The organism is Colwellia sp. PAMC 20917, assembly GCF_001767295.1.
Taxonomy (GTDB): domain Bacteria; phylum Pseudomonadota; class Gammaproteobacteria; order Enterobacterales; family Alteromonadaceae; genus Colwellia_A.
Genome location: NZ_CP014944.1, coordinates 3,122,831 through 3,145,491, shown reverse-complemented (window position 1 = coordinate 3,145,491; position 22,661 = coordinate 3,122,831). Strand labels below are relative to the sequence as shown.

The window sequence follows — 22,661 nt, the reverse complement described above, 5'->3', positions numbered from 1 at the left end:
TTTTTTTAATAAAAATGCTTTTTTTATTTTTCTATTACAAAATAAATAATGAATAGGCTGATTAAGCGGGCTTTATTAACTAGCCCGCCAAGAGCGTAAACCCCAAATTAGTGGTTATTAATCGTTACTGCCCGACCTTTACGTTGTCCATCAAAGCTAATGCTGCGAACGTTTACTGTGCCCTCGATAGCTACTGGCCCTTGGTAACGAGTCCAATTGCCCGCCGATACTTGATACTCAATAGCGATACCAGGAAAAGCAATATTGGCATAAATTTTCCCTTCTTTTACGATGGCACCTACGGTAGGTAATCGATAAAAAATGTTATCATTTTCTAATTTAATTAAGGCTTTTTGACCGATAGTATTCGCAAACAATTGCCACTGTTGATCGCGCAGGGCTTTTTTCTGTGCACTAAAAAATTTAGTTGCCTGACTGTATTTAGCACCTTGATAATTATAAGGAACTGCCCAATCAGCTAAGTGCCATGCACGCTCGGCTAAAGCAAACAGTCGTGGAAATAATTTATATTGCGCCGTATGGTCAGTACGAGTATTTTCACTCCATAACTGCCCTTGGATACCGAGGAAACGATTACCTAACTTCATCGGGGTTTGGCTATCATCGGCTTGATAAGGATTGTCTTGACGGTCTAACCAAAACTCCGCATGAATAGGTAAATTGTCGGGTATGAATTGAAAGACTTTTTCGGTGTTAGTGTGGCGAGAGGCCCAATAATAACCATGTTCTTTGGGATCAGCTTCATAAGGGAAATCAAAATAAAGTACATCGGGTGATGACAGCACAACTTGCCAATCTCTATTGACTAATTGATGGGTTTTGTTATGACCTCCCCACGCTAACGTATCCCAAGCGTTCGACTGAACAATAGCCGGCATATTCTCTTTGCGGGTATGCTCCATACCATCGCTCCAACCTGCGGTTTCTATGTCTAATGCTGATAAAATACCAGCAACACGCTCAATAAAATAAGCACCAAGTTCACTCATTTTTTTAACACCTTTATCGTTATTGGCAATAAAGTCTTTACAGGCTTGAGATTCTATCCAAGCGCCCGCAGTTTCATCTGCGCCAATGTGATAACGCGTTAACGGTTGACCACCATCAGCATGAATTTTCTTAACTTGAGTCATCACTTCAGTCACAAAGTCGTAAGAAGACTCTAAGCAAACGTTGATGGTATTATCATTGTAAAATTGCACGGATGAATAGACCGTTGGGTCATTAGCATCATGGAGGATAAACTGTTTTGCTTTGTCATCTTGCTCAGCTATAGCGTATTTCTTGGTACGCGCTGCCATCGCTTTAATTGCAGCACGTGAATGCCCAGGCATATCTAAAGAGGGGATCACTTGAATATGGCGAGCCGTTGCTGCTTGTAATATCTCTTGATAGTCAGCCACAGAATAATAGCCATTGATTTCACTTTTAGGGTCAATACCCGCGCCCAGTTGTGGTAATAAACAATTTTTATTGTGTAAATCAAAACAGCGCCTGCTACTCACTTCGGTTAACTCGGGGAGCGAGGGGATTTCTAATCGCCAGCCTTCATCATCACCTAAGTGTAAATGTAGCTTATTAAGTTTATAAGCTGCCATTTGATCAAGCAGGGTTAAAATAAACGTCTTATCGTGAAAGTTACGCGCAACATCAATTAACAAACCGCGAAACTCATAATGAGGTTCATCATTAACCGTTAACACAGGTACTTGCGTTGAACCTAAGGTGATTAAGCTTGATAGTGATTGCAAGCCATTAAAAACACCAGCGCCGTCAACACCTGTGATCTTAATATCTGTTGTGGTGATGTCTAATTGGTAACTGCCAATCATTTTGCTGTTGTCTTCAAGCAGTCTTAACGTGACAGGCTTGCCTTGAGTATTATTAGCAATACCTAAGGTGTCTAAGCGAGTAATGGCTACGATAACATCATCTTTTTCGACATTGCCATAATCAAGATTAATACCAGAAGTAAGACTAAGCTGAGCATTATTCTTATTATAAATAACCGACTTCGGCGTAGGTATAATCACCTTGCTCACATCGAGCTTTTGCTCACCTAATTGAGTATTTCTTTGATATAAACTTGCCGCATCAAGCCACTGAGTAGAATCTTGGGCGGTGCGTTTAAACTGCTTTTCAACATCAGTGAACGGCACAACATAAGGCAGTACTTCTAATCCTGTTTCACTGTTTATATATGGCTTGGTGCTGGCTATTACACGCGGTTGTAAATTATTTGCACTGACAATATAGTTAGGTAAAGCATCTGTTTCAGACAACGACCAAAACATAGCTCTAAACAATAAGGTTTTGGTTTCACCTGCAGTAAAGCCTTTAAACTTATCATTCAACGATATTTTATGTAAATCGCCATTAATATGAACAACAGAAAATTCATCACTTTCAAAAGATTGAATAGGCGCAATTTGGCTAAAGTGAATATGCCAATCTTTACTAGTTATAGATTGAGTCGCGGTGAAACTTAGCTCAACTTCAAAGCAATTACCGTCGGCGATATTTATATCACACTTATCACTGGGTATATTGGTCAATACTTTATACTTAACATTGAGCGTTTCAGCGACCTTGTCGATATCAATTTGAGTCGCTTTAACTAAGCGTTTAAGTAATATATCTTGCTGAGTCTTGTCATTGGTCGTAGCGGAATGAGTTGGTGATTTTTCACAGCCGAATAAATTTATGCTTGTTACCAAAAATAAGACAATGAGTTGTCTGTTCATGTTTTTCTTACTCACAAGTTTAGGTTAATCAATAGAATGCCAAAACTTCTTCGGGGTTCAGGCTCCATTGTAATTAGTCGATATTGATGTTTAGTTTTCGCTAAGGCTAATTAACTTCGCGATCCGCTGGGTAGAAAACAAACAACTATATATCGCAGCAAGAAACCCTTTGTCTTTTAATTCTTGGTAGTCTGCATCATTTAAATCTTTAAAGGCTTCTTCATCGATGGAATATAACCCCGTTACCGTGAACTCTTTAGCGTTAATAGGTTTAATCGTTAATGATTGAGAAGAGAGTAAACTTTTATCTACCATTGTATTGATAAAAAGTTGCGTTGCATTAAGCTGTGAATTAGCCCGAGCAAGATTTTCTGTGACTTTTACTAAATACTTTGTTTGCTCACCCGTATCAGTAAACAATGCTTCGCCATCGCTCTCTGATACCGTTTGACTGTCTAAATCAATACCCACAACAAAATTATTAGGTTGTTCAACAGACGACGATAATACGAAAGGAAAGTTAGTTAGGTGCTGAGGAACATATAAAGCATTCCAGCCCTCTTTTTTATGAAACAAATTTTCCTGCGGCTTTAAGCCAAGTAATGCAACTAAATGAAAACGTCCTGTTTCTGCATCCTTAATAAAAACAATAGGATATTCCGCCTGAACTTGCGGCAATTCAAAAACGGAAATAGGGGTAACATGGCTATTAGCACTATGTGCATAACTAGGGTCTACTTTTACTTTCAGTGCTTGATGCTGACTTTTATTGAGTGGCGATAAGTTAGCCATGTATTTCTCCAGTAATATTTATTTTATATTTTTATATTTTTTGAAAACCAAAAGCCCTTACCTTATTCAGTAAGTCTCTATTGGTTGGCAGATTATTTTGTAGCTGTTGTTTTAATTTAGCATTTTTCTTTAAAATGCTTTCAAGCATACGATGTTCATTAAACGTTGAAGCGTTATATTCTAATGCTTGTACGTAGCCCATGCCGTGCAAAACATATTGGTAGCTGTCTTGAATAAAAGGTTCAAAGGTATTTTGAAAATCATATTTACTCACCGGACGATGTTTCCAATTATCGAGTTGCTCTAATAAACTTTCTGGTACGGAATTTAGAGACTTATTTTCTAACCAAAAACTTTCTTGTCGTTGAGATAAAAAATAATGTAACTTAATAAAGTCTATCGTCCTTTTCCAACGGTAGTGAAATGAGTCATTAAATGTTTTTTCAACTGCGGGTAATTGTCGCTTATTACGAGGAAATAATTCACACAGCATATTGGCTGAAGCCTCAATAAGAAAAATAGCTGAAGCCTCTAAGGGCTCAACAAAAGCGGCAGACATACCTACTGCCACACAGTTTTTTTCCCAAAATTTGTTTCTATACCCTGATGAGATTTTTAACCTTCGCGCTGACAGTTGTTCTGCTTGTGGACCAATATAATCACGTAATGTTTGCTCTGCTTGATCATGACTGACAAAATCAGAACAATACACATAGCCAGTACCACGCCTATTTGACAACCCTATGTCCCATGTCCAACCCGCAGAATGTGCTGTTGAAATAGTAGAACTACTTATAGCATCCTCTTCATTTTGATAAGGTACTTGTATCGCTATCGCATTATCGGTAAATAAAACGTCATTAATTGGCGTAAACCCGACCCCTAAAGCTTCACCTAACAATAAGCAGCGCCCCCCCGTACAATCTACGAAAAAATCACCTTCAATACGCCCTAACTCTTTTGTCTCAATAGAGGATATTTCACCTAAAGCATTCAAATTTGCGGATAATACATTTGCCGCTAGATGCTTAACACCGAAACGTTCGCAGCTTATCTTTTTTAAAAAATCAGCAAATTTGCCTGCATCTAAATGATAAGCATAATTTAATAAACCATCGTAACCCCTATTAGCTATTGTTTTTGGTGCTAAACCACCTTCACAAATAAGCGCCTGAGGGCTAACAAAATTAGCGTAATCTATTTGCTGATCTGACAAAGACCAATAAGGACTGAGATTAAATTCATCTGCATGGGCAACAGAACTAAACAAGTGATAATAAACAGAGTCTTGACCATTTTTAGCAGGCGTTCGCCAATTAACAAATTTTGTTGCCTGCTTAAAAGAGGCATTACAATAATTAATAAAGTCATGTTCTTCGATATCTAAATCAGCCAATGTTTTTCGCATGGTTGGCCACGTACCTTCACCGACGCCCACGGTTGGAATATCAGGTGATTCAATAAGAGTAACCTGCACTGCATCTGACTTATTCGAGCCAAGATGCTTTGCAAGTTTAGCCGCTGTTAGCCAGCCAGCAGTGCCTCCACCAACGATAACAACTTGATTAATCATTCCATCATCCATTCAATAACACCTTTATACTTTGTTAAATCCAAATTCTTTTACTTTTTCAATGAGATCGCGTTGTTTGGGTAATTGATTTTTCAATAATTCACTTTGTCGATCAACATTAGAAAATAATTTTTCAGCTTTTTTAACATCTGGATAAGCCGAAAGATTGCCTGATAAATCTGTTTGATAATGCATGCCATACAATACATACAAATAACTGTCTAAGTTAAAGGGTTCCCATGCATGGTCAAAGTCAAACTTTGTCGGTGGTTGATTTTTCCAGAATTCGAGTCTTTGTTTTAACTTATTTGGTATTGTGGTTGGCTCACAATTATCAATCCAATATTGCGAATCTCTGCGCGCTGAAATGCAATAATGTAACTTAATAAATTCAACCGTTCGTTCCATACGAATTTTAAAGTTTTGATTAAACTGTTGCTCCGCATAAAGCATTTGCTTTTTGTCACGAGGAAATTGCGCTGCAATCATGGTAGCTGCCGCATCAAACAAATAAATAGCGGAAGCTTCTAGTGGTTCAACAAAACCTGCAGACATGCCAATGGCAACACTATTTTTATGCCAAAATTTCTGGTGGTAGCCGAGCTTTATTGGAATTTTTCGAATAACCAGATCGTCAGTATAATCTTCGCCAATATAGTCGATGAGCTGTTGTTTAGCTTTTTCATCACTAATATATTTGCTACTAAAAACATGACCTACGCCGCGCCTTTCTTGTAGGCCAATATCCCAAATCCATCCAGCTTCTTGTGCTGTCGATAAGGTGTGTGTTTTGATTGGTTGCTTTTTATCTGCATAAGGAACTTGAACAGCAAAAGCCGTATCATTAAAAAGAACATCGCTAATATCATGCCATTCAATATTATAAGTTTGCTTAATAATAAGCCCTTTAGAGCCACTACAATCGATAAAAAAATCTGCGGATATTTGCTTTTCTTCACAATGATCTGTTTCAACATGTGTGATGAAGTCATTTTCATCCAAGACGATGTTCGTCACATTAGCACTAACAAATTTCACCCCTAAATTATCAATACAATGTTTTTTTAAAAAGTTAGAAAATTTATTGGCATTTAAATGGTATGCGTATTCTTGAGCAGCACTGTATTCGGGCATAACGATTTGCTTAGGCGCTAAACCTTGGTCACAAATTCTTGCCTGAGAAGCTACTGCTTGGTCATAAGGTAATCTAGTCGTTTTATTTTTTAACAACCAATAGGGAGCTAAATTAAAGTCATAAGAAGAGTGACTTACCGTGCCAAGTGGATGGTAGTAACTTGATTTTTCATTCTGTTTAGGTGTTGTAGCCCAATTTATAAATTCAGCTCCTTGCTTGAAGGTTGCATCACACTCACGAATAAAGTCAGTTTCACTCACGCCTATTTTATGTAATGTAGCTCTTAAATTAGGCCATGTCCCCTCTCCAACACCAATAATAGGAATATCTGGTGATTCAACGACAGTGACCTTTATGCCATTTTCTGCTTTGCAATTTAAGCTTTTAGCCAAAATAGCAGCACTTAACCAACCAGCGGTTCCGCCGCCAATAATTAAAATATCATTATTAACTGTAGTCATTGTGAAAGCTCATCATGTAATGAAGGGTTGAAAGGAGTTCATGTATAAAATTGAGGCTCAATAGATATTTAGGAAAAATATATACTAAGCCTAGAATAACGATGAAAGGAAGTAAAACCTATCCTCTCATCGAAACAAATTACCCGTTATAAGCGGTAAGATACTTTTAAGAATACGTTGCGACCATTATCTGCCGCTAAACGCATAGCGGTGAAACCCTCACCAAATCGTTGAGTCGTCGTTTCTTCGAATAAGTTAGAACCTTCAACACTTACATCTAAGTTTTCAGTGGCATGCCAAGTAACATTCGCGTCAAAAAAACCATGGGCATCCCACGTAGTGTTACCACCGATACCGGTAGACGGAGCGATAAAATCATCACGGTAGGTGTAAGCAACTCGAGCTGAAATAAGGTCAGTTTCATAGTAAGCACTTAAGTTATAGCTAAGTTTAGACATCCCTGGCAATGGTCTTTCAACAATACCCCCGCCATCAGCGCCTAAATTCTGTAAACCAAAGCCTTCAGTATAAGTAATGTTAGCTGACCAGCCAAATTGACCCATTTGCTGTTGGTATTGACCTTCTATACCTTGAAGTTCCCCACCTAAACCTTGACCGGGTTCACGTAAAATATAATCTACCCCATTGACATCAACAGTAGATTCGTTAGCACCGTTAATAATAAAAGAACGAATATCTTTAGAGAACAAGGTTGCTGATAATAAAGATTCTTCGTTAAAGTACCACTCTAAACCAATGTCATATTGGTTGGCACGATATGGGTCAAGCGCAATACTACCACGAGCAATGCTTCGAGTAGTTTCGTTAACGCTAGCCGCTGGGTTTAAGAACGAATAATTAGGACGACTCATGACTTTAGCAGCAGACAAACGTAATATGACATCTTCATGAAGATTTAGTGCTAAATTAAAACTAGGTAACCAATCTGAGTAATCACTGTCTTCTGTAACGATTTTAGCGGTATCTACATAACCGTAATAATCAGCAGAGGTATCAGTCGCCACATAGCGTAAACCGAAATTGCCGCGATAATTATCGCCACTAAAATCAGCTTGTCCATATAAAGCAAAAATATCTTCTTTAATAACACCGTAACTGTTTGTGTTTAATGATGAACCCGTTTTGTGAGCATCATAATGCGCTCTTAATTGTGCACCATCTGCACGCGCAATGTTTGTTGGAGTACCCGAAAGTAACCCTGCACCAGAGTGATTAAAATGACCATCCGCAAATGTGGCTTTGGTGATACCTGTAGTCAAGCTATCATCAAACGTCCATGCATCTGAGTAACTTGTAAATTGATGATCTCGTAACTTAACACCGGTTTTAAAGTTAGAAATTGGGCCCCACTCAACGTTAAAATCAACATCAAACTGTGCGAAAGTCTCTTCGTCTTTACGATAGCCAGCAGTAACAGCACCACTACTTAAAATGTATTCAGAATGGTTACTTGGATCTGTACCATTAGGAGAAAGCAACATCGCATTATCGCCGCTCATATCGAAATCAATAGAGGTATTACTGTTACTTGAAACCCAACCAGCATTGTAGTTACCACCGTCACCACCTGTTGCTTCAGTAGAACCAACTTTGGCATTGATTGAATAGGTATCAGCCGTATAATCAACTTCAAATGCGATGACTTCGGTATCCATTTCAGCATTACGGGTATTCTGATCATCAAGTGGTGCACCAGAATAGTTACCATTTAGCGCAAAACCATTAGTCGGAGAGAATTTAGTCGCTCCAGTAACTTGGTCATTAAAGCCGGTTGGATCTGTACCCGCAATAATTAAATAGTTTTGGTTACTGTTAGCAGAATCAAGATCAACTTGAAAGTAATGCACATTCATTGATAAATCTTCAGAGGGTGAATACTGAACAGTTAGATCAACCGCATCACGTTCACGAGTTTGCGCGAATTCTGAAATACCTGCACCCGCCCAACCATCATCCATATAGTTTTCTGCTTTGTGCGCACGCCCAACAGTTTCTAGCGTAGATAAACTCGCTAAAACACCAAAGTTTTCTTGATCGTTTTTCCAGCTATACATGCCCGTTAAGCCTTGACCATTTTCGTCAGAAAGGCTGTTATCTTGGTATTCAGCAGATAAAAACAAGGTGTTAGAGTCTAGTTCTAAAGGCTTACGAGTGCGCACAACGACAGTACCACCAACACCACCTTCATCAAGGCTTGCTGTTGGCGATTTATAAACATCAACACCAGCGACAAGTTCTGGTGGTAATAAATCCATATCAAAAGAACGCTTTGCTGCTGCTTGTGAAAACCATCCTGTTGAAGCAACATAGTTACCATTCATACTGATTTGGGTTAATTCTGAGTTAGTACCGCGGATAGAAACATCACCACCTTCACCAGCAAAACTTCTGGCAATCGTTACGCCAGGTATTCTTTGTAGTGACTCTGCAATGTTTCTATCGGGAAATTTACCAATATCTTCTGCAGAAATTGAATCAACAACCGCGTTAGAAAATCTCTTTTGATTTAATGCTTGTTTCAAAGAACCACGAATACCGCGAACTTCAATTACTTCAGTTTCTTGCTCGGCAGCTTTAACTTCTTCAGCAGCCATTGCGAATGGTGTAGCACCGCCCGCTAGCACTAGAGCGATTGAACTCGCTAACATGCCTTTTTTAAATTTTTGAATTGACATCGACTTTCCCTTACACACGTTTTTTTAAATATAATAGTTATGTTTTTATAACCCTATCAAAGACAGCGCTGTCTTTTTAATTTATGACAGCGTTGTCATAGGTCGGGTAAAACATTACACAATAAATGACCATCTGGCTACACTTGATTACGATTTAATCAGCATCTTTAATGCAACAAACTGTAAACAATAGAGTTTTATTTTAGTTTTTTTGTAAACATCCTGTATTATTTTCGTACACACAAGCAATTATTATACGTTTTTAGCACTGCTTTATTCATTTAAAGTAACGTTTAATGAATAAAGAATTACTTTAGTGAATACTATAATTTAATGTCATTAATGAAGTCTAAAAAAGTAACTTTATAGTTTCAAAAATAAAAAACGCTGACAATTTATCAGCGTTTTAAAGTAAACTAAAATAAAAATAAAGCTTATTTAGCTTTATTATAATAGTTCATCAAGTTAAGCGTAGAGCAATCATGACTCGGCGAAACATTACCGCTTTGCAGCTCTTTATGAATACTTTCTGCTAAGCCCTTACCTAATTCAACGCCCCATTGGTCAAAAGAGCATATTTGCAGCACAATACCCTGCACAAATATTTTATGTTCATAGAGTGCAATTAAGTTGCCTAACGTTTTAGGATCTATACGTTTTAAAAGAATAGTGTTGGTTGGACGATTCCCTTTATGCACTTTATGAGGGGCCACCTTATCGATGTAATCAGCTGTCCGTCCTTTTGCTTTTAAATCAGCACGGACTTGCTTTTCATTGACGCCGGTCATTAATGCTTGTGTCTGTGCAAAAAAGTTCGACATTAACGTTTCGTGATGACCAGACACCGGCGTAACACTGGCAACCGAACCAATAAAATCAGCTGGTACAACATTATTACTTTGATGCAGGTACTGATAAAAGGCATGTTGACCATTAATACCCAGTTCACCCCATATAGAAGGTACGGTGGCATAGTCAACTTCATCGCCATTCCACGAAACAGATTTACCATTACTCTCCATTTCAGCTTGTTGTAAATAAGCAGAGAGCATATGTAAGGTTTGATCGTAAGGAAGGATCGCTTGAGATCTAGCTCCTAGAAAAGTGGTATTCCAAACGCTGAGTAAAGCCATTATTGCCGGCATATTTTTTTCTAGTGGTGCACTTTGAAAGTGTTCGTCCATTTCATTAGCGCCATCAAGCAATTCTATAAATTTATCAAAGCCCAGATCTAACGCTATTGCTAAACCGATTGCTGACCATAATGAGAAGCGCCCTCCGACCCAATCCCACATCCCGAAGATGTTTTCTTCTTTAATGCCAAACCCCATGGCATTTTCTTTATTCGCGGTTACTGCAACAAAGTGTTTACCGACCGCATTATCATCAAACGACGATGCGGTAAGCCACCTTATTGCCGTTTTAGCATTTGTCATAGTTTCGGTCGTGGTAAAGGTTTTACTGGAAACAATAAATAGCACTCTTTCTGGGTCAAGCGGACGAAGTATTTCTACGATTTGCGCGCCATCTACATTAGAAACATAATGAACATTAATGCTTTTATCACTGTAGTGCTTTAACGCCTCGGTGACCATCTGTGGACCAAGGTTGGAACCACCAACACCAATATTAACCACATCAGTAATACGCTTTCCTGAATAACCTAACCACTTACCTTCACGAACATGATTAACAAAAGCTTCCATTTTCTGTAACTGGTCTTGAACGCTGGTGGTGACATTCTCACCATCAACAATGAGAGGCTCTTTGCTTTTACGGCGTAAAGCGGTGTGAAGAACAGCACGGTCTTCTGTTTTATTGATTTTTGCGCCAATAAACATTTTTTCGCGCCATTCAACGACTTTACATTCACTAGCCAGCTTGAACAGTGTATCCATTGTTTCAGTATCAATGAGGTTCTTTGAATAATCTAACAGTAATCTAGGTAACTCTATAGAAAACTTGTCAAAGCGTTCACTGTCTTGAGCAAACAGATCATTCATGTGCTGAGATTGTTTCTGTTGAGCAAGCTGAGTCAGCTTTTTCCAACTACTGAGTGTTTGACGACTTGACATAAATATTCCTATAGTGCATTAATTTAACCGTTCAATCTTGTACCATATTTGATAATGACAGCGCTGTCAATTTGAATTTTTATCCTTTATTTCTATAGATTAGTATAAAGGTTTGAGTTATTTTAAAATAAGTAGTTGCCGCCGTGCCAAAGAAACAATATTCTGTTGCGCTGCAGTAGGGTTACATAACAAGAATAATACACAAGGCCGTTTTAACCGATGAAAGCTACAATAAATGATGTTGCCAAACAAGCGGGCGTTTCGATAAAAACCGTTTCAAGAGTAATGAACAATGAATCATCTGTACGACAATTGACTCGAGATAAAGTCATGGAAGCCGTAAATGATTTACATTATCAGCCCAACTTAGCGGCACGAAACTTAGCGGGTACTAAGGCATACAGCATTGCTTTTATCTATGATAACCCTAATGCATATTATGTCATTGATATGCAAAATGGTATTTTAGCGGCTTGTAAACAACAAGGTTTTGAATTACTTATTCATCCTTGCCAAGCAAAATCAGTACATGTACTTGATGAAATTGCCGACATGGTTAGAAAGACACGAGTCGCTGGTTTAGTGCTCACCCCACCTTTCTCTGAAATGCCTGAATTTGTCCAAAAAATTATCGACCTAAATGTTGATGTTGTTCGGATAATGTCTGGCGATGTAGCCCCCGATGAATTAGCCCCCTGCATTATGGTAAATGACCATGCAGCTTCGGTAAGTATTACTCAACATCTCATTGATTTAGGCCATAAACACATTGGTTTTATTGCCGGTGAAGCAGCACATATGTCAACGGTTGAACGTTTAAGAGGTTATAAACAAGCCTTATCTGACAATGGCATTGCACTTGATGAGCGGTTAATTATTAATGGAGAGTATTCTTTTGAATCTGGCGTACTTGGCGCAAAGCAATTAATGTCTGAAGATATTCGCCCAACCGCTATTTTCTCATGTAACGATGAAATTGCGGCGGGTGCTTTGTTTGCTGCTCGGTTAATGGGGATATCAATACCTGATCAACTTTCTATTGCTGGTTTTGAAAACTCGCCCTTCTCTCGACAAACATGGCCACGCTTAACGACAGCTAATCAACCGAACCAAAAAATCGCTGAAGATGCAGCCAGCTTATTGATTGCAAAATCGCGTAAACAAACCCCTCAAAATAGTGTTCATCATTACACACCAAGATTGATTGTCCGTGATTCAACCGGTAAACATAGCTAATTGCTCATTGATAATTGCTCATTGAGTTAAATCTTAGGGCAATATATAACCCGCAACAAACCGGCCTTTCAATGGATAGTGTTCATCATTACACACCAAGATTGATTGTCCGTGATTCAACCGGTAAACATAGTTAATACTCAGAAAACACTAAACTTTATCGACTAGCATAACGCTTTAACGATAAAGTTTAGTTTGATTATCACCTGCAGCCAATTTTGATAAGCAAGTATGAAATATTACTTTTGTCTAAATGAATAAACGCCAACTTTACCCTCCGCGCCTGCCGCCAAAAACATCATCTTATCGCTCGCAAGGGTATAGAAGCCTTTATCGTCTTTTTTACCTTGTGGGTTTGCTAATACTTGCCAGGTTGTTCCTGCATTAAACGAAATATCACTACTGGTTTTTCCAGTAGCAAGACAAATATCTCCCTGACAACTCATTGCTGAGCGTAAACCGTATTGCCCAGCATTGACTGACTGCCATTGATTATCGGTAAAAGTTGCCATATTAGGGTAACTTGCAGGACGCTGTTCATAGTCTCCGCCAACAACAAAAAGTTGTTGCTTGGCATTTAATGCTAAACCATAACCGCCGGCGGTTTGTGTTTTAGAGTACAGTGGCACACGATCACGTTGCCATGTTTCACCAAAATCGACGCTGCTATAAACTGATGCTGAAAATCCACCCGTAGTAAGCCAAGCTTTACCTTTGTCACCAATAATTAAGGTATTACCACTGGCTGCAAAAGCGGCTTCTTTTTCAACAAGTTTCGGGATATTACTCTGCTCGATACGGCGCCACGTTTTGCCACCATCACTGGTTTTTTTTATAACATAAAAGCCATCGACAGGATCTCCCATCAACAAACCATTATCAGCATCCCAAAAAGCGATGGAGTCAAAAAAGCCATCTTTATCTTGGTTTTGATAAAGTAACTGCCAGCTATCGCCACCATCAATGGTTTTGTAAAGTACAGATTGTTCTCCACTGCCAACCCCCATAACAATAGCGGTATGCTTATCGAATAAGGCAATATCGCGAAAGCCTGTTTTTATAGGGCTATCTACTGATTTATCCAACCAAGTTTTACCTCCATCTTGACTTACAAAAACAGTCTTATTACTACCACTAACCCACAATGAATTATCGATAACAGCACTTCCGCGCAAAGAAGGTGAACTTGGCAGCACCGTATGTTGCCAAGACGGCAAATCAACGATAGTAGTGCTACTGGCAATTACCGAGTAAAAGACAGTCGTGATACTAAGAGATTTTAAGATACGAATTAAGCGAGTGCTTACTTTAACTTCTGGTAATATTGAAAGAATTGATAGCATGATAATTATCATTTTAAGTGAACATAGCGCTACTATTCAATATTTTCAAATATTTAACAAGTGATAAACATCAAACACTGACAAAGAGGCAAAGCAACAAAATTGTCAGTCATTAAGTTGTAAATACCGCCAACTTCAGCGATAGTAGAATAATAAAAATAGCCGTCATAATACTTAATTGATTAATAAAACAGTAAATTCTTATGCTAGAAGTTGATGATAAAGTACTCGCTGATATACGCCGTGGATTTTCTATTCCGGCTCAGCCAAGTTTATTAATTAAACTACAAAAAATAATGGCCGAAGACGAGCCAGACGTAAATGCGTTAGCCGATATTATTTCACAAGATGTCGGTGTAGCTTCAATTATTCTGAAAACCATTAACTCGCCCCTCTATGGATTGTCGCGATCAATATCTGACATTCACAAATCAGTACGTTATATCGGTTTGCAGGGAATAAACTCATTAGTAACCAACACCTTGATTAAACGTAGTTTTGACCAACAAGATTGTAGTATCGCTTTAGAAGAGTTTTGGGACAGTGCCACACATATTGCCAACACTTGTGTTCATATTGGCAAAACGATTAAAGAAAAAACCTCAAAAGATAAACTCTTTTCTCTTGGTTTATTTCATGATTGCGGCATTCCCATTATGGCAATGAAGTATAGTGACTACAACGATACTTACCAACTGGCTTACAGCACCCCAGATAAAACACTTCCTATCACTGAAGACCAAGCTTATGGTGTAAACCACGCAACCATTGGCTATTACGTTGCCTCTTCTTGGCGATTACCTAAAGATATTTGCGAATTAATTTTAATACATCACGACCGTGATTTTCTCAAAATGAATAATCCACGCGGTCAAGAAGTTTACTATGCAATATTAAAACTGGCTGAAAACCTAGTACACAATCATAAGCACTGTCGAGACTCTGCTGACTGGCCTTATCTGCAAGAGATGATTTTCACCTTACTCGACATTGATGAAGACAACTATCAAGATTATCTTGAAGACAGCGAGTCATTCGATGTAAAAGCGGATTAACCGTTCAAGCTATCTTAAATAAGTTTGTCAAATAAGCCCTTGGTTAAGTGCAATCAATACCGCCCGTGTTCTGTCTCGGGTATTAAGTTTTGATAATGTCGTTGAAACATGATTTTTAATTGTACCTTCAGCAAGAAACATACTACTAGCAATTTCTTTATTAGAAAAACCACCCGCCACCAACTTTAAAATCTGTTGTTCTTTTTCAGACAAGGCTTCAATAACTTTAGATTCATTCAAGCCTTTATTTAATTGTTTCATCACCACGGGCTCAGCGACAAAATATAAACTTGTGCTGAGTAACGTAACAATCAAGATATCGGTATAGTTACCTGTAAGCCCCGCAGCTTTGGTTTGCGGAGTTCTATCAATAGTCAGCTTAGAAAGTTCGAAAGGGGTTTTACGTGTTATCGGCATTTTATTCTCCTACAAATTTTGTAAAAGAATAAGAAAAGTGGCGTCAGACAACAGTGCCAAAAGTCATTGTTATCAGAAAAGCTATAAATAATAAAAGCGTAAATAGAATGAAAACGTTATTCATCTATCAATAACGAATGACTAACTTGATGGTTAACCGATTGAGTTAACGTGTGGTGAATCTTGCCCAAGACAATAATAATTCGCGAAAGTCTTCTAGCCCACAACTTGCTGACTCTTGATCGTCAAAGTCTATATCATCAGCACTGAGTGCTTCAGGTAAAGCTTCAATACCATTTAAGCTCGCGTTAGCGGCAATCGAGACATCTTTTTCAATAATTCTAACCGTATACTCACTGCCAACAATTTCCTGCTCTTGTGCACTTGCGTGCTCGGCTTTATCGATGAGCGTTAACAACGCGGTTAATTTTTGTGGATCGTTGCCTACTTCAACTTCAAGCCAAGGGCCAAAAACTTCATGTTCAAAAGAGAACTTTGCTTTCGCATAGCGAGTAGTAGGGTCGTTTATAAATTCGTATTCCATGGGATAACTCGGAAATTTTTTGATATCTTTATTATAGAATATTTATCGCACAAGGGGGAATTAACATTTACTCTATCCCCCTTGATAATACGATACGAGTGGTAAACTATAATGGAATTTTTTTATCAGCAAAGGCTTTAGCGATAGCAAAACGCTTGCTTGACCGTTCACCCAATTTAACCAGCATCAAATAACAAAACGGTACCAAAAACAAACTGGTAAAGGTTGAAAACAACAAACCACCAATAATCGCAACCGCCATCGGGTAAGCTTGGCTATCACTTGATGCTAATGCTAACGGCACCATACCAATAATAGTTGTTGCAACTGTCATAAATATTGGCCGAATACGGCTAACACAAGCGTCGATAATCGGCGTCATTATATTCTCAGCGTCTACTTTTAACTTGTTGATTTGATCGATGAGGACAATACCGTTATTCACCACTATACCCATTAAAATCAACATACCGATCAGGCCTGTTTCACCCAACCCCATGCCTAAAATAGCAAAGGTCCAGTAAACACCAATAAAAGCTAAACCAATCGAAGACAAGATAGCGATTGGCATTAATAGTGATTCAAACAGCGCTGCCATAACAATAAAAATAAGCGCTAAAGCAAGCATCATGTTCATCATCATGTCTTTTGCTGCTTTTTCGTCTTGCGCAAATTGGCGTCCTAAGTTCCAATCATAACCCGAAGGAAAAACAATATTCTCCATCACTTCTTTAATTTTCATCGAGGCTTCAACACGGCTTAAGTCAGCTAAATTAATAGAAATTCCTAAGGTGGTTCTTCTGTTTGAGCGCGTAATTTGTTGCATTATCGGTTGTGTGTCAAAAACAACGAGTTGCTGTAAGGTAATAACTCTACCGTTACTCTCATAAATAGGTAACTCTTTAATACGTTCGAGCGGCACAGCCTGTTCAGCGTGATAGACCAAGCGAATATCAACTTCACCTAGCTTAGCATCACGAAACGAACGCAAGTTAGTCCCACGCAGTGCACTCGAAATACGACTAGCGATATCTTGAGTGTTTAAACCTAAACGTGACACTTTTTCTCGGTCGATACGCAGTACTAACTCCATGTTTTTGTCTTCGTTATCGATGCCAACTTCAGCAAAACCTTCAACATTACTTAACTGACTGATCACAGATTCGCTCAATTGTATTAAACGCTTGGTTGAGCTGCCGTTTAAAGTAAGTTTGACCAAATTTTCTTTTTGTTCTGACCAGTCAAATGATGGTTCTGCAATGGCCGTATCGGGAAAACCTTTTTTAATCTCTGCTTTCAAATCATAAAGTGTTTTTGAATAACCATCGTTAAGTTTTATCCGAGACATGGCAAAATCTGACCAAATCCGGCTATTAACTTGTGTAAACTCGAAGGCTTGTTGATTATCGTATAAGTACTGCTCCATCTCATCGACTAATTTACTGACATCAGCTAACTTTTGTTGCCCTTGGATATGATAGACAATATTGATTTCTTTGACAGTCTTACCCTTTTCGCCATTAATATTGACCATTTGCTTGGTTAACACACCACTAATGCAAAGTAATAAAATGAAAACCCCGGTTGTTTTAGGGTGAGTCAGTATTCTTGTTAAATTAGGACGATACCAGCGATCTAATTTTCCTTGGGTAACAACTGACGACAAGGCCTTTTTGTTAACACGACTAAGCATTAATGGAATGGCGGTTTTTGAAATAATTAATGATGCCAATAAAGGTAAACAAATCGCCACGGCTATTTGCTCAACTAAGATGGTAATAAAGTTTTTTTCACCCATCAGCAAAGGCATAAATACAATGGTGGTGGTGAGTGTGCCACTGATAATGGCAATACTGACATTATCAACACCATGAAGAATTTTGTCTATTGAGGTTAAGGCTTTATCTTGTTGTTGAAGGATACTCTCACAAATAACGACCGAGTTATCAATCAGTAAACCAACGGCAATAAAAAGCCCCGCCAGTGAGAGCATATTTAAGGTGTAGCCCATAAAATATATGCCAGCTAAGGCAAAACTTAACGAAATAGGCACAGAAGCAACAACAATAAAAGTAATGTGGCTATTGCGCAAAAATATAAATAAAACAATAAAAGACAAGGCAATACCTAAGGCGCCCGCCTTTAACAAATCACCTAATGATTCTTGAATTTCTTCACCGCTGTTATCTTTAATTCCAATGGTAATCGCTTTAAAGTCATCTTCTTGGCGAAGTACTTCAATTAAACCAACAATGTTATTTGTCACCTCGACAACATTAGCATCAGACTCTTTAAAGACTTCTAAGCCAACTGACTTCTTTCTATCTGTTCTAATTTCGCTATTCTTAGGAGGAGCGGTTAAACTCACTGTCGCTACTTCACTTAACCGAACACCCACTTTAACTTGAAAGTTTTTAATGTCGTCTAAACTGTGATATTCACCGTCAGGAGAAACTCTGAACTTTCTACCTCCATTGAGAATAGAGCCTGACTTCACTAAAAAATTACTGTCACGTAAATCTTGCAATAACTTTGCTTGATCAACACGATTCATCGCGAGCTTAATACTGTCTAAATGAATTTCTATATGGGGTTGAACAACGCCACGCATTTCGACTTTACCAACACCTTGAAGCCTTTCTAGCGGGTTTTTCAGTTTTTTATCGATAAAGTCATAAGCGGTGGAGAGGTCTTTATTACCCGATAACACCAAGCTCATGATGGGTAGATCTTCAGTAGAGAACTTTTGTACCATTACGTTTTGCACGTCTTCAGGTAAAAGATGGCGCACCATATCGACTTTTTCTCGTACCTCTAATATTTTACTATCGAGATCACTACTAAGATCCATCATTACCTGAATAGAAGCACCGTTGGCCCGACTTCTTGACTGCATTTCAGTAATACCGCCTAAAGTCGAAACAGCTTCTTCTATCGGCCGGGTAATTAAGCGTTCAACTTCTTCAGGTGTGGCGCCGTTATACGGCACATTAATAAAAGCCATCGGAATATTCAGTGATGGCCAGCTTTCTTGTGGCAATAATTTACTGGCGACAAGCCCAGTAACAAAAAGCGACAACATCAACATAGCCGTGGTAACAGGCCGCCTTATCGCTAAAGCGGTTAACCAAACAGTTACTGGTAAGTCAAAAATGCTTTGCTTAGCTGTTTTCTTTTTAGACGTTGAATTTGTCATCTTACACCTCGGCTACATTATTAGACGAGGCGCTATTAGCTTGCTGGCTTTCAAAACCATCACTGTCAAGTTCATCGCTTTCGACAATATAGGTTTTTCGATCAAACAAGCTATACAAAACAGGAATTAAAAGTAACGTTAGCATTGTTGCAACCAGTAAACCGCTCATTACCGTAATGGCAAGAGGTGCTCTTAATTCAGAGCCTTCGCCACTGCTAAATGCCAATGGCGCTAAACCTAAAACAGTGGTTAACGAGGTCATAATAATCGGGCGAAAACGTGAACGACTCGCTTCCATAATAGCAGCAAGTTTATCAACACCTTGATGACGTAACTGATTAATTCTATCGACTAAAACAATGGCATTATTCACCACAATACCCGTGAGCATAATAATACCTATGAGTACGATAACGCTGATATTAGTCCCAGTAACATATAAGCCTAATACAGAACCTAACACGGCTAATGGAATAGAGAATAAAATAATAAATGGATTTAATAACGACTCAAATTGTGAAGCCATCACTAAATAAACAAGGAATACCGCTAACGCTAACGCCATCATTAAGGAAGAAAAAGAGCTTTCCATTTCTTCATTTTGCCCTGCGACTCGTGCTTTAATATTAAAAGGTAAATAGAGTTCTTTCACTAGGTTTTCGGCTTTGGCGGCCGCTGCAGATAAGTCGCCATAAGCCAATGATGCGGAAATAATAGCAACACGACTTTGGTCAATACGATTGATTTCATTAGGGCCAATACTTTCGGTAATATCGGCAACGGCGGCTAGTGGTAATGATTTGGCCTGCTGCGAGTTAACCGTTAATTGACGAATAGCTTGTGCTGAATTTCTCGCGTTTTCATCGGCGCGCACTAGAATATCAACTTGTCGGTCTTGTAAGTTGTATTTACTCGCCACCGAGCCAGCAATTTTAGTGACTAACTGATCGGCTATATCAGACGCTTTTAACCCTAAACTTGCTAAGCGCTCATTATCAAAGCTGATTTTCAACTCAGGTTGACCGGCGCGTAAACTATTGTTTAGGTCAATAAACTGATTATCCATCGACATAGTTTGAATTAATTGGTCGCTGTATTTTTTCAAGGCCACCAGATCGTATCCTGACAAAATAATTTGCAAAGGACGCTCTGTTGTAAACATTTCTGTTTGCGCTATTTCAGCCGTGACATCAGCCATTTGAGCTACTTTCGCGCGAACCACAGCTTTAACTGATTCAAGATCATCACTGCTGTAAAGTGCCACTAACAGTTGTCCCCAGTTTTCACCGCCTTTACTGGCTGAGCTCATCATTAAGCTACCGCTACCTGCTAACGAATAGCTGTGCTTGACACGTTTATCTTCGGCAATAGTCGCAGCAAGGTCTTTTAGCCGTTGATCAGTAACATCTATCGGCGTTCCTTGTGGCAAGGTTAACTCGATAGTAAATTCCGACTTTGCCACTTCAGGAACAAGTTCAACCGCAATTTTTGGTAATAAACTGCTGACCGCAAGCGCAAACACTAAACTAAGTGCCACTAAAATAGCTCTATTTTGCAAGGCGACTTTTAATAACCGACTGTAGGCTGACGCTAGTTTTTCAAAATAATAACTAAAAGCTTTATGTGCCGGTTTAAAAATAAAGCTGACGAGCTTAGTAATTAAGTTAGTAATCAATAACAAAGTTTTGGTTAATAATAAAGGTAAGTAATTAAAAACCAATAAAAGCGGAAAGGCCAAAATGTGCACGACGATATTAACGACTTTCTTTCTTCTAGTTAGCGGCACTTTATCGGTTTGTTTTTCTAATGAGTCATCATTATTGTCATTTGTAGGCATTTCTTTATTTTGGCTAAATTGACGTGATGCCAGCATAGGAATTAAGGTTAGCGCCACGATTAAAGAAGCGAGTAACGCAAAAGTCACCGTCATCGCTTGGTCACTGAATAATTGCCCGGCAAAACCGGTCACAAAAGCTAAAGGAAAAAACACCGCTAAAGTGGTCAGTGTAGAAGCAATAACAGCGCCCGAGACTTCATCGGTACCCTTTATTGCCGCTTCAATAATACTGACGCCTTTTTCGCGATAGCGCGCAATATTTTCTAGCACGACAATCGCATTATCAACTAATAAGCCAACCGCTAAGGCAATGCCCCCTAACGACATAATATTAAGACTAATGTCATTAGCAAACATTAAATTAAAGGTCGCGATAATTGAAATAGGTATCGCTAGTGAAATAATAATCGTATTGAAAAAATTACCCAAGAATAAATATAAAATCAACATGGCAAGTAATCCGCCAATAATAGCCGCACTTTTCACTTCGTCTACCGCATTGACAATAAATTCAGATTGGTCATAAATAACCGTAAAAGTCAGTGCTTCGGGTAAAGTTTCTTCAAGCTCGGCTAATTTTTTATTTACCGCTTTTGCTACGGTTACCGTATTAGCATCGCCTTCTTTATAAATGGCCAGTTCTATCGCTTCATTATTATTGATTCGAGTAATATCGGTGCGTTCTTTTTCGCCATCAATAACTTGTGCTATGTCTTTAAGGTAAATAGTTTTGCCATCGGCTTGCTTAACAATCATATTGCCAAGTTGCTCGAGTGAGACGAATTGGTTCACTGTTCGAACTAAATACTCTTGCTGACCATCGTAAACACGACCTGCCGACATATTAATATTTTCACTTTGGATACGTGCAACAATACTTTGTGCTGTTATACCTCGGCGCGCAGCCTTTTCTTGATCAAAAACAACCTGTATTTCTTGCTGTAAACCACCACCAAGCTGCACAGCGGCAACACCTGAAATAGTTTCAAGCTGTCGTTTTATTTCTTGCTCGGCAAAAGTACGTATCTTTTTTAATGCCCGAGGATGCTTATTTTCAGTTGACAGCCCTAAACGTATAATGGGGTCTAGGGCGGGGTTAAAACGTAAAATAATCGGTTTATTAACATCTTTTGGCAATGCAATGATATCAAGCTTTTCACGGACATTCTGCGTCGCAAAGTTCATCGCCACGCCCCATTCAAACTCAATAACAACATCGGATTGTCCAGCTTTTGAGATAGAATGAACCTTGCGTATCCCTTTAACAACACCGACTGATTCTTCAATGGGTTTACTGATCAATTGTTCTATTTCAGCAGGTGCGGCGCCGGCGTTATCGGTTCTTACGGTTAACGTTGGATAAGAAAGATCGGGCAACAAGGCAACAGAGAGTCGAGAAAACCCTACCATGCCAAATAACATCACAGCGAGGGTAAACATCGCTACTGTTACCGGGCGTTTAACCACAGTACTAACAATACTCATGAATAATAATTCCTTTAGATTTAATGATTAGGTAAAAGCCAGTTCACAACT

Annotated in this window: 13 protein-coding genes; 2 read left to right on the top strand and 11 right to left on the bottom strand. The window is 38.7% G+C overall.

The annotated features are described in order from the left end of the window. Nucleotides 1–107: 107 nt before the first annotated feature. The 6 genes from A3Q34_RS13480 to pgi form a co-directional block, all read right to left on the bottom strand. Entirely contained in the window at nt 108–2,765 is a 2,658-nt protein-coding gene (locus A3Q34_RS13480; RefSeq protein ID WP_070375822.1) for a family 20 glycosylhydrolase, read from the bottom strand. A gap of 90 nt (nt 2,766–2,855) precedes the next feature. Further along, nucleotides 2,856–3,557, bottom strand: coding sequence for a SapC family protein (locus A3Q34_RS13475; protein WP_070375821.1), 702 nt, complete (start codon nt 3,555–3,557; stop codon nt 2,856–2,858). A gap of 31 nt (nt 3,558–3,588) precedes the next feature. Further along, complete coding sequence (locus A3Q34_RS13470) at nt 3,589–5,142, bottom strand: tryptophan halogenase family protein (protein ID WP_083278020.1); 1,554 nt, start codon at nt 5,140–5,142, stop codon at nt 3,589–3,591. Between the two features lie 12 nt (nt 5,143–5,154). Continuing rightward, nucleotides 5,155–6,726 carry a tryptophan halogenase family protein gene (locus A3Q34_RS13465; protein WP_070375820.1) on the bottom strand — a complete coding sequence of 524 codons (1,572 nt, stop codon included), beginning with the start codon at nt 6,724–6,726 and terminating at the stop codon, nt 5,155–5,157. Nucleotides 6,727–6,872: 146 nt separating this feature from the next. Next, entirely contained in the window at nt 6,873–9,422 is a 2,550-nt protein-coding gene (locus A3Q34_RS13460; protein WP_070375819.1) for a TonB-dependent receptor, read from the bottom strand. Between the two features lie 434 nt (nt 9,423–9,856). Further along, complete coding sequence (gene pgi, locus A3Q34_RS13455) at nt 9,857–11,497, bottom strand: glucose-6-phosphate isomerase (protein ID WP_070375818.1); 1,641 nt, start codon at nt 11,495–11,497, stop codon at nt 9,857–9,859. A 219-nt stretch (nt 11,498–11,716) separates the two neighbouring features. On the opposite strand from pgi, the gene A3Q34_RS13450 reads away from it, so the two are divergent. After that, nucleotides 11,717–12,733, top strand: coding sequence for a LacI family DNA-binding transcriptional regulator (locus A3Q34_RS13450; protein WP_070375817.1), 1,017 nt, complete (start codon nt 11,717–11,719; stop codon nt 12,731–12,733). Between the two features lie 239 nt (nt 12,734–12,972). Here the strand turns inward: A3Q34_RS13450 and A3Q34_RS13445 are convergent, their stop codons facing one another. Further along, nucleotides 12,973–14,076, bottom strand: a complete 1,104-nt coding sequence (locus A3Q34_RS13445; protein ID WP_070375816.1) for a WD40/YVTN/BNR-like repeat-containing protein — start codon at nt 14,074–14,076, stop codon at nt 12,973–12,975. A 203-nt stretch (nt 14,077–14,279) separates the two neighbouring features. On the opposite strand from A3Q34_RS13445, the gene A3Q34_RS13440 reads away from it, so the two are divergent. Beyond that, nucleotides 14,280–15,131 carry an HDOD domain-containing protein gene (locus A3Q34_RS13440; protein ID WP_070375815.1) on the top strand — a complete coding sequence of 284 codons (852 nt, stop codon included), beginning with the start codon at nt 14,280–14,282 and terminating at the stop codon, nt 15,129–15,131. Between the two features lie 27 nt (nt 15,132–15,158). On the opposite strand, the gene A3Q34_RS13435 is transcribed toward A3Q34_RS13440, so the two are convergent. The 4 genes from A3Q34_RS13435 to A3Q34_RS13420 form a co-directional block, all read right to left on the bottom strand. After that, a complete protein-coding gene (locus tag A3Q34_RS13435) occupies nt 15,159–15,548 on the bottom strand; it encodes a response regulator transcription factor (protein ID WP_070375814.1) in 390 nt (129 codons plus the stop codon). Nucleotides 15,549–15,714: 166 nt separating this feature from the next. Next, entirely contained in the window at nt 15,715–16,092 is a 378-nt protein-coding gene (locus tag A3Q34_RS13430; RefSeq protein WP_070375813.1) for a YacL family protein, read from the bottom strand. Between the two features lie 106 nt (nt 16,093–16,198). Continuing rightward, nucleotides 16,199–19,288 carry an efflux RND transporter permease subunit gene (locus A3Q34_RS13425; protein ID WP_083278019.1) on the bottom strand — a complete coding sequence of 1,030 codons (3,090 nt, stop codon included), beginning with the start codon at nt 19,286–19,288 and terminating at the stop codon, nt 16,199–16,201. A 1-nt stretch (nt 19,289) separates the two neighbouring features. Then, nucleotides 19,290–22,610, bottom strand: coding sequence for an efflux RND transporter permease subunit (locus A3Q34_RS13420; RefSeq protein WP_070375812.1), 3,321 nt, complete (start codon nt 22,608–22,610; stop codon nt 19,290–19,292). Nucleotides 22,611–22,661 lie beyond the last annotated feature (51 nt).

What these genes read in the sequence shown, in the direction of transcription:
- A3Q34_RS13480 (WP_070375822.1), bottom strand. Translation starts at nt 2,765, where the DNA reads ATGAACAGACAACTCATTGTCTTATTTTTGGTAACAAGCATAAATTTA.
- A3Q34_RS13475 (WP_070375821.1), bottom strand. Translation starts at nt 3,557, where the DNA reads ATGGCTAACTTATCGCCACTCAATAAAAGTCAGCATCAAGCACTGAAA.
- A3Q34_RS13470 (WP_083278020.1), bottom strand. Translation starts at nt 5,142, where the DNA reads ATGGATGATGGAATGATTAATCAAGTTGTTATCGTTGGTGGAGGCACT.
- A3Q34_RS13465 (WP_070375820.1), bottom strand. Translation starts at nt 6,726, where the DNA reads ATGACTACAGTTAATAATGATATTTTAATTATTGGCGGCGGAACCGCT.
- A3Q34_RS13460 (WP_070375819.1), bottom strand. Translation starts at nt 9,422, where the DNA reads ATGTCAATTCAAAAATTTAAAAAAGGCATGTTAGCGAGTTCAATCGCT.
- pgi (WP_070375818.1), bottom strand. Translation starts at nt 11,497, where the DNA reads ATGTCAAGTCGTCAAACACTCAGTAGTTGGAAAAAGCTGACTCAGCTT.
- A3Q34_RS13450 (WP_070375817.1), top strand. Translation starts at nt 11,717, where the DNA reads ATGAAAGCTACAATAAATGATGTTGCCAAACAAGCGGGCGTTTCGATA.
- A3Q34_RS13445 (WP_070375816.1), bottom strand. Translation starts at nt 14,076, where the DNA reads ATGCTATCAATTCTTTCAATATTACCAGAAGTTAAAGTAAGCACTCGC.
- A3Q34_RS13440 (WP_070375815.1), top strand. Translation starts at nt 14,280, where the DNA reads ATGCTAGAAGTTGATGATAAAGTACTCGCTGATATACGCCGTGGATTT.
- A3Q34_RS13435 (WP_070375814.1), bottom strand. Translation starts at nt 15,548, where the DNA reads ATGCCGATAACACGTAAAACCCCTTTCGAACTTTCTAAGCTGACTATT.
- A3Q34_RS13430 (WP_070375813.1), bottom strand. Translation starts at nt 16,092, where the DNA reads ATGGAATACGAATTTATAAACGACCCTACTACTCGCTATGCGAAAGCA.
- A3Q34_RS13425 (WP_083278019.1), bottom strand. Translation starts at nt 19,288, where the DNA reads ATGACAAATTCAACGTCTAAAAAGAAAACAGCTAAGCAAAGCATTTTT.
- A3Q34_RS13420 (WP_070375812.1), bottom strand. Translation starts at nt 22,610, where the DNA reads ATGAGTATTGTTAGTACTGTGGTTAAACGCCCGGTAACAGTAGCGATG.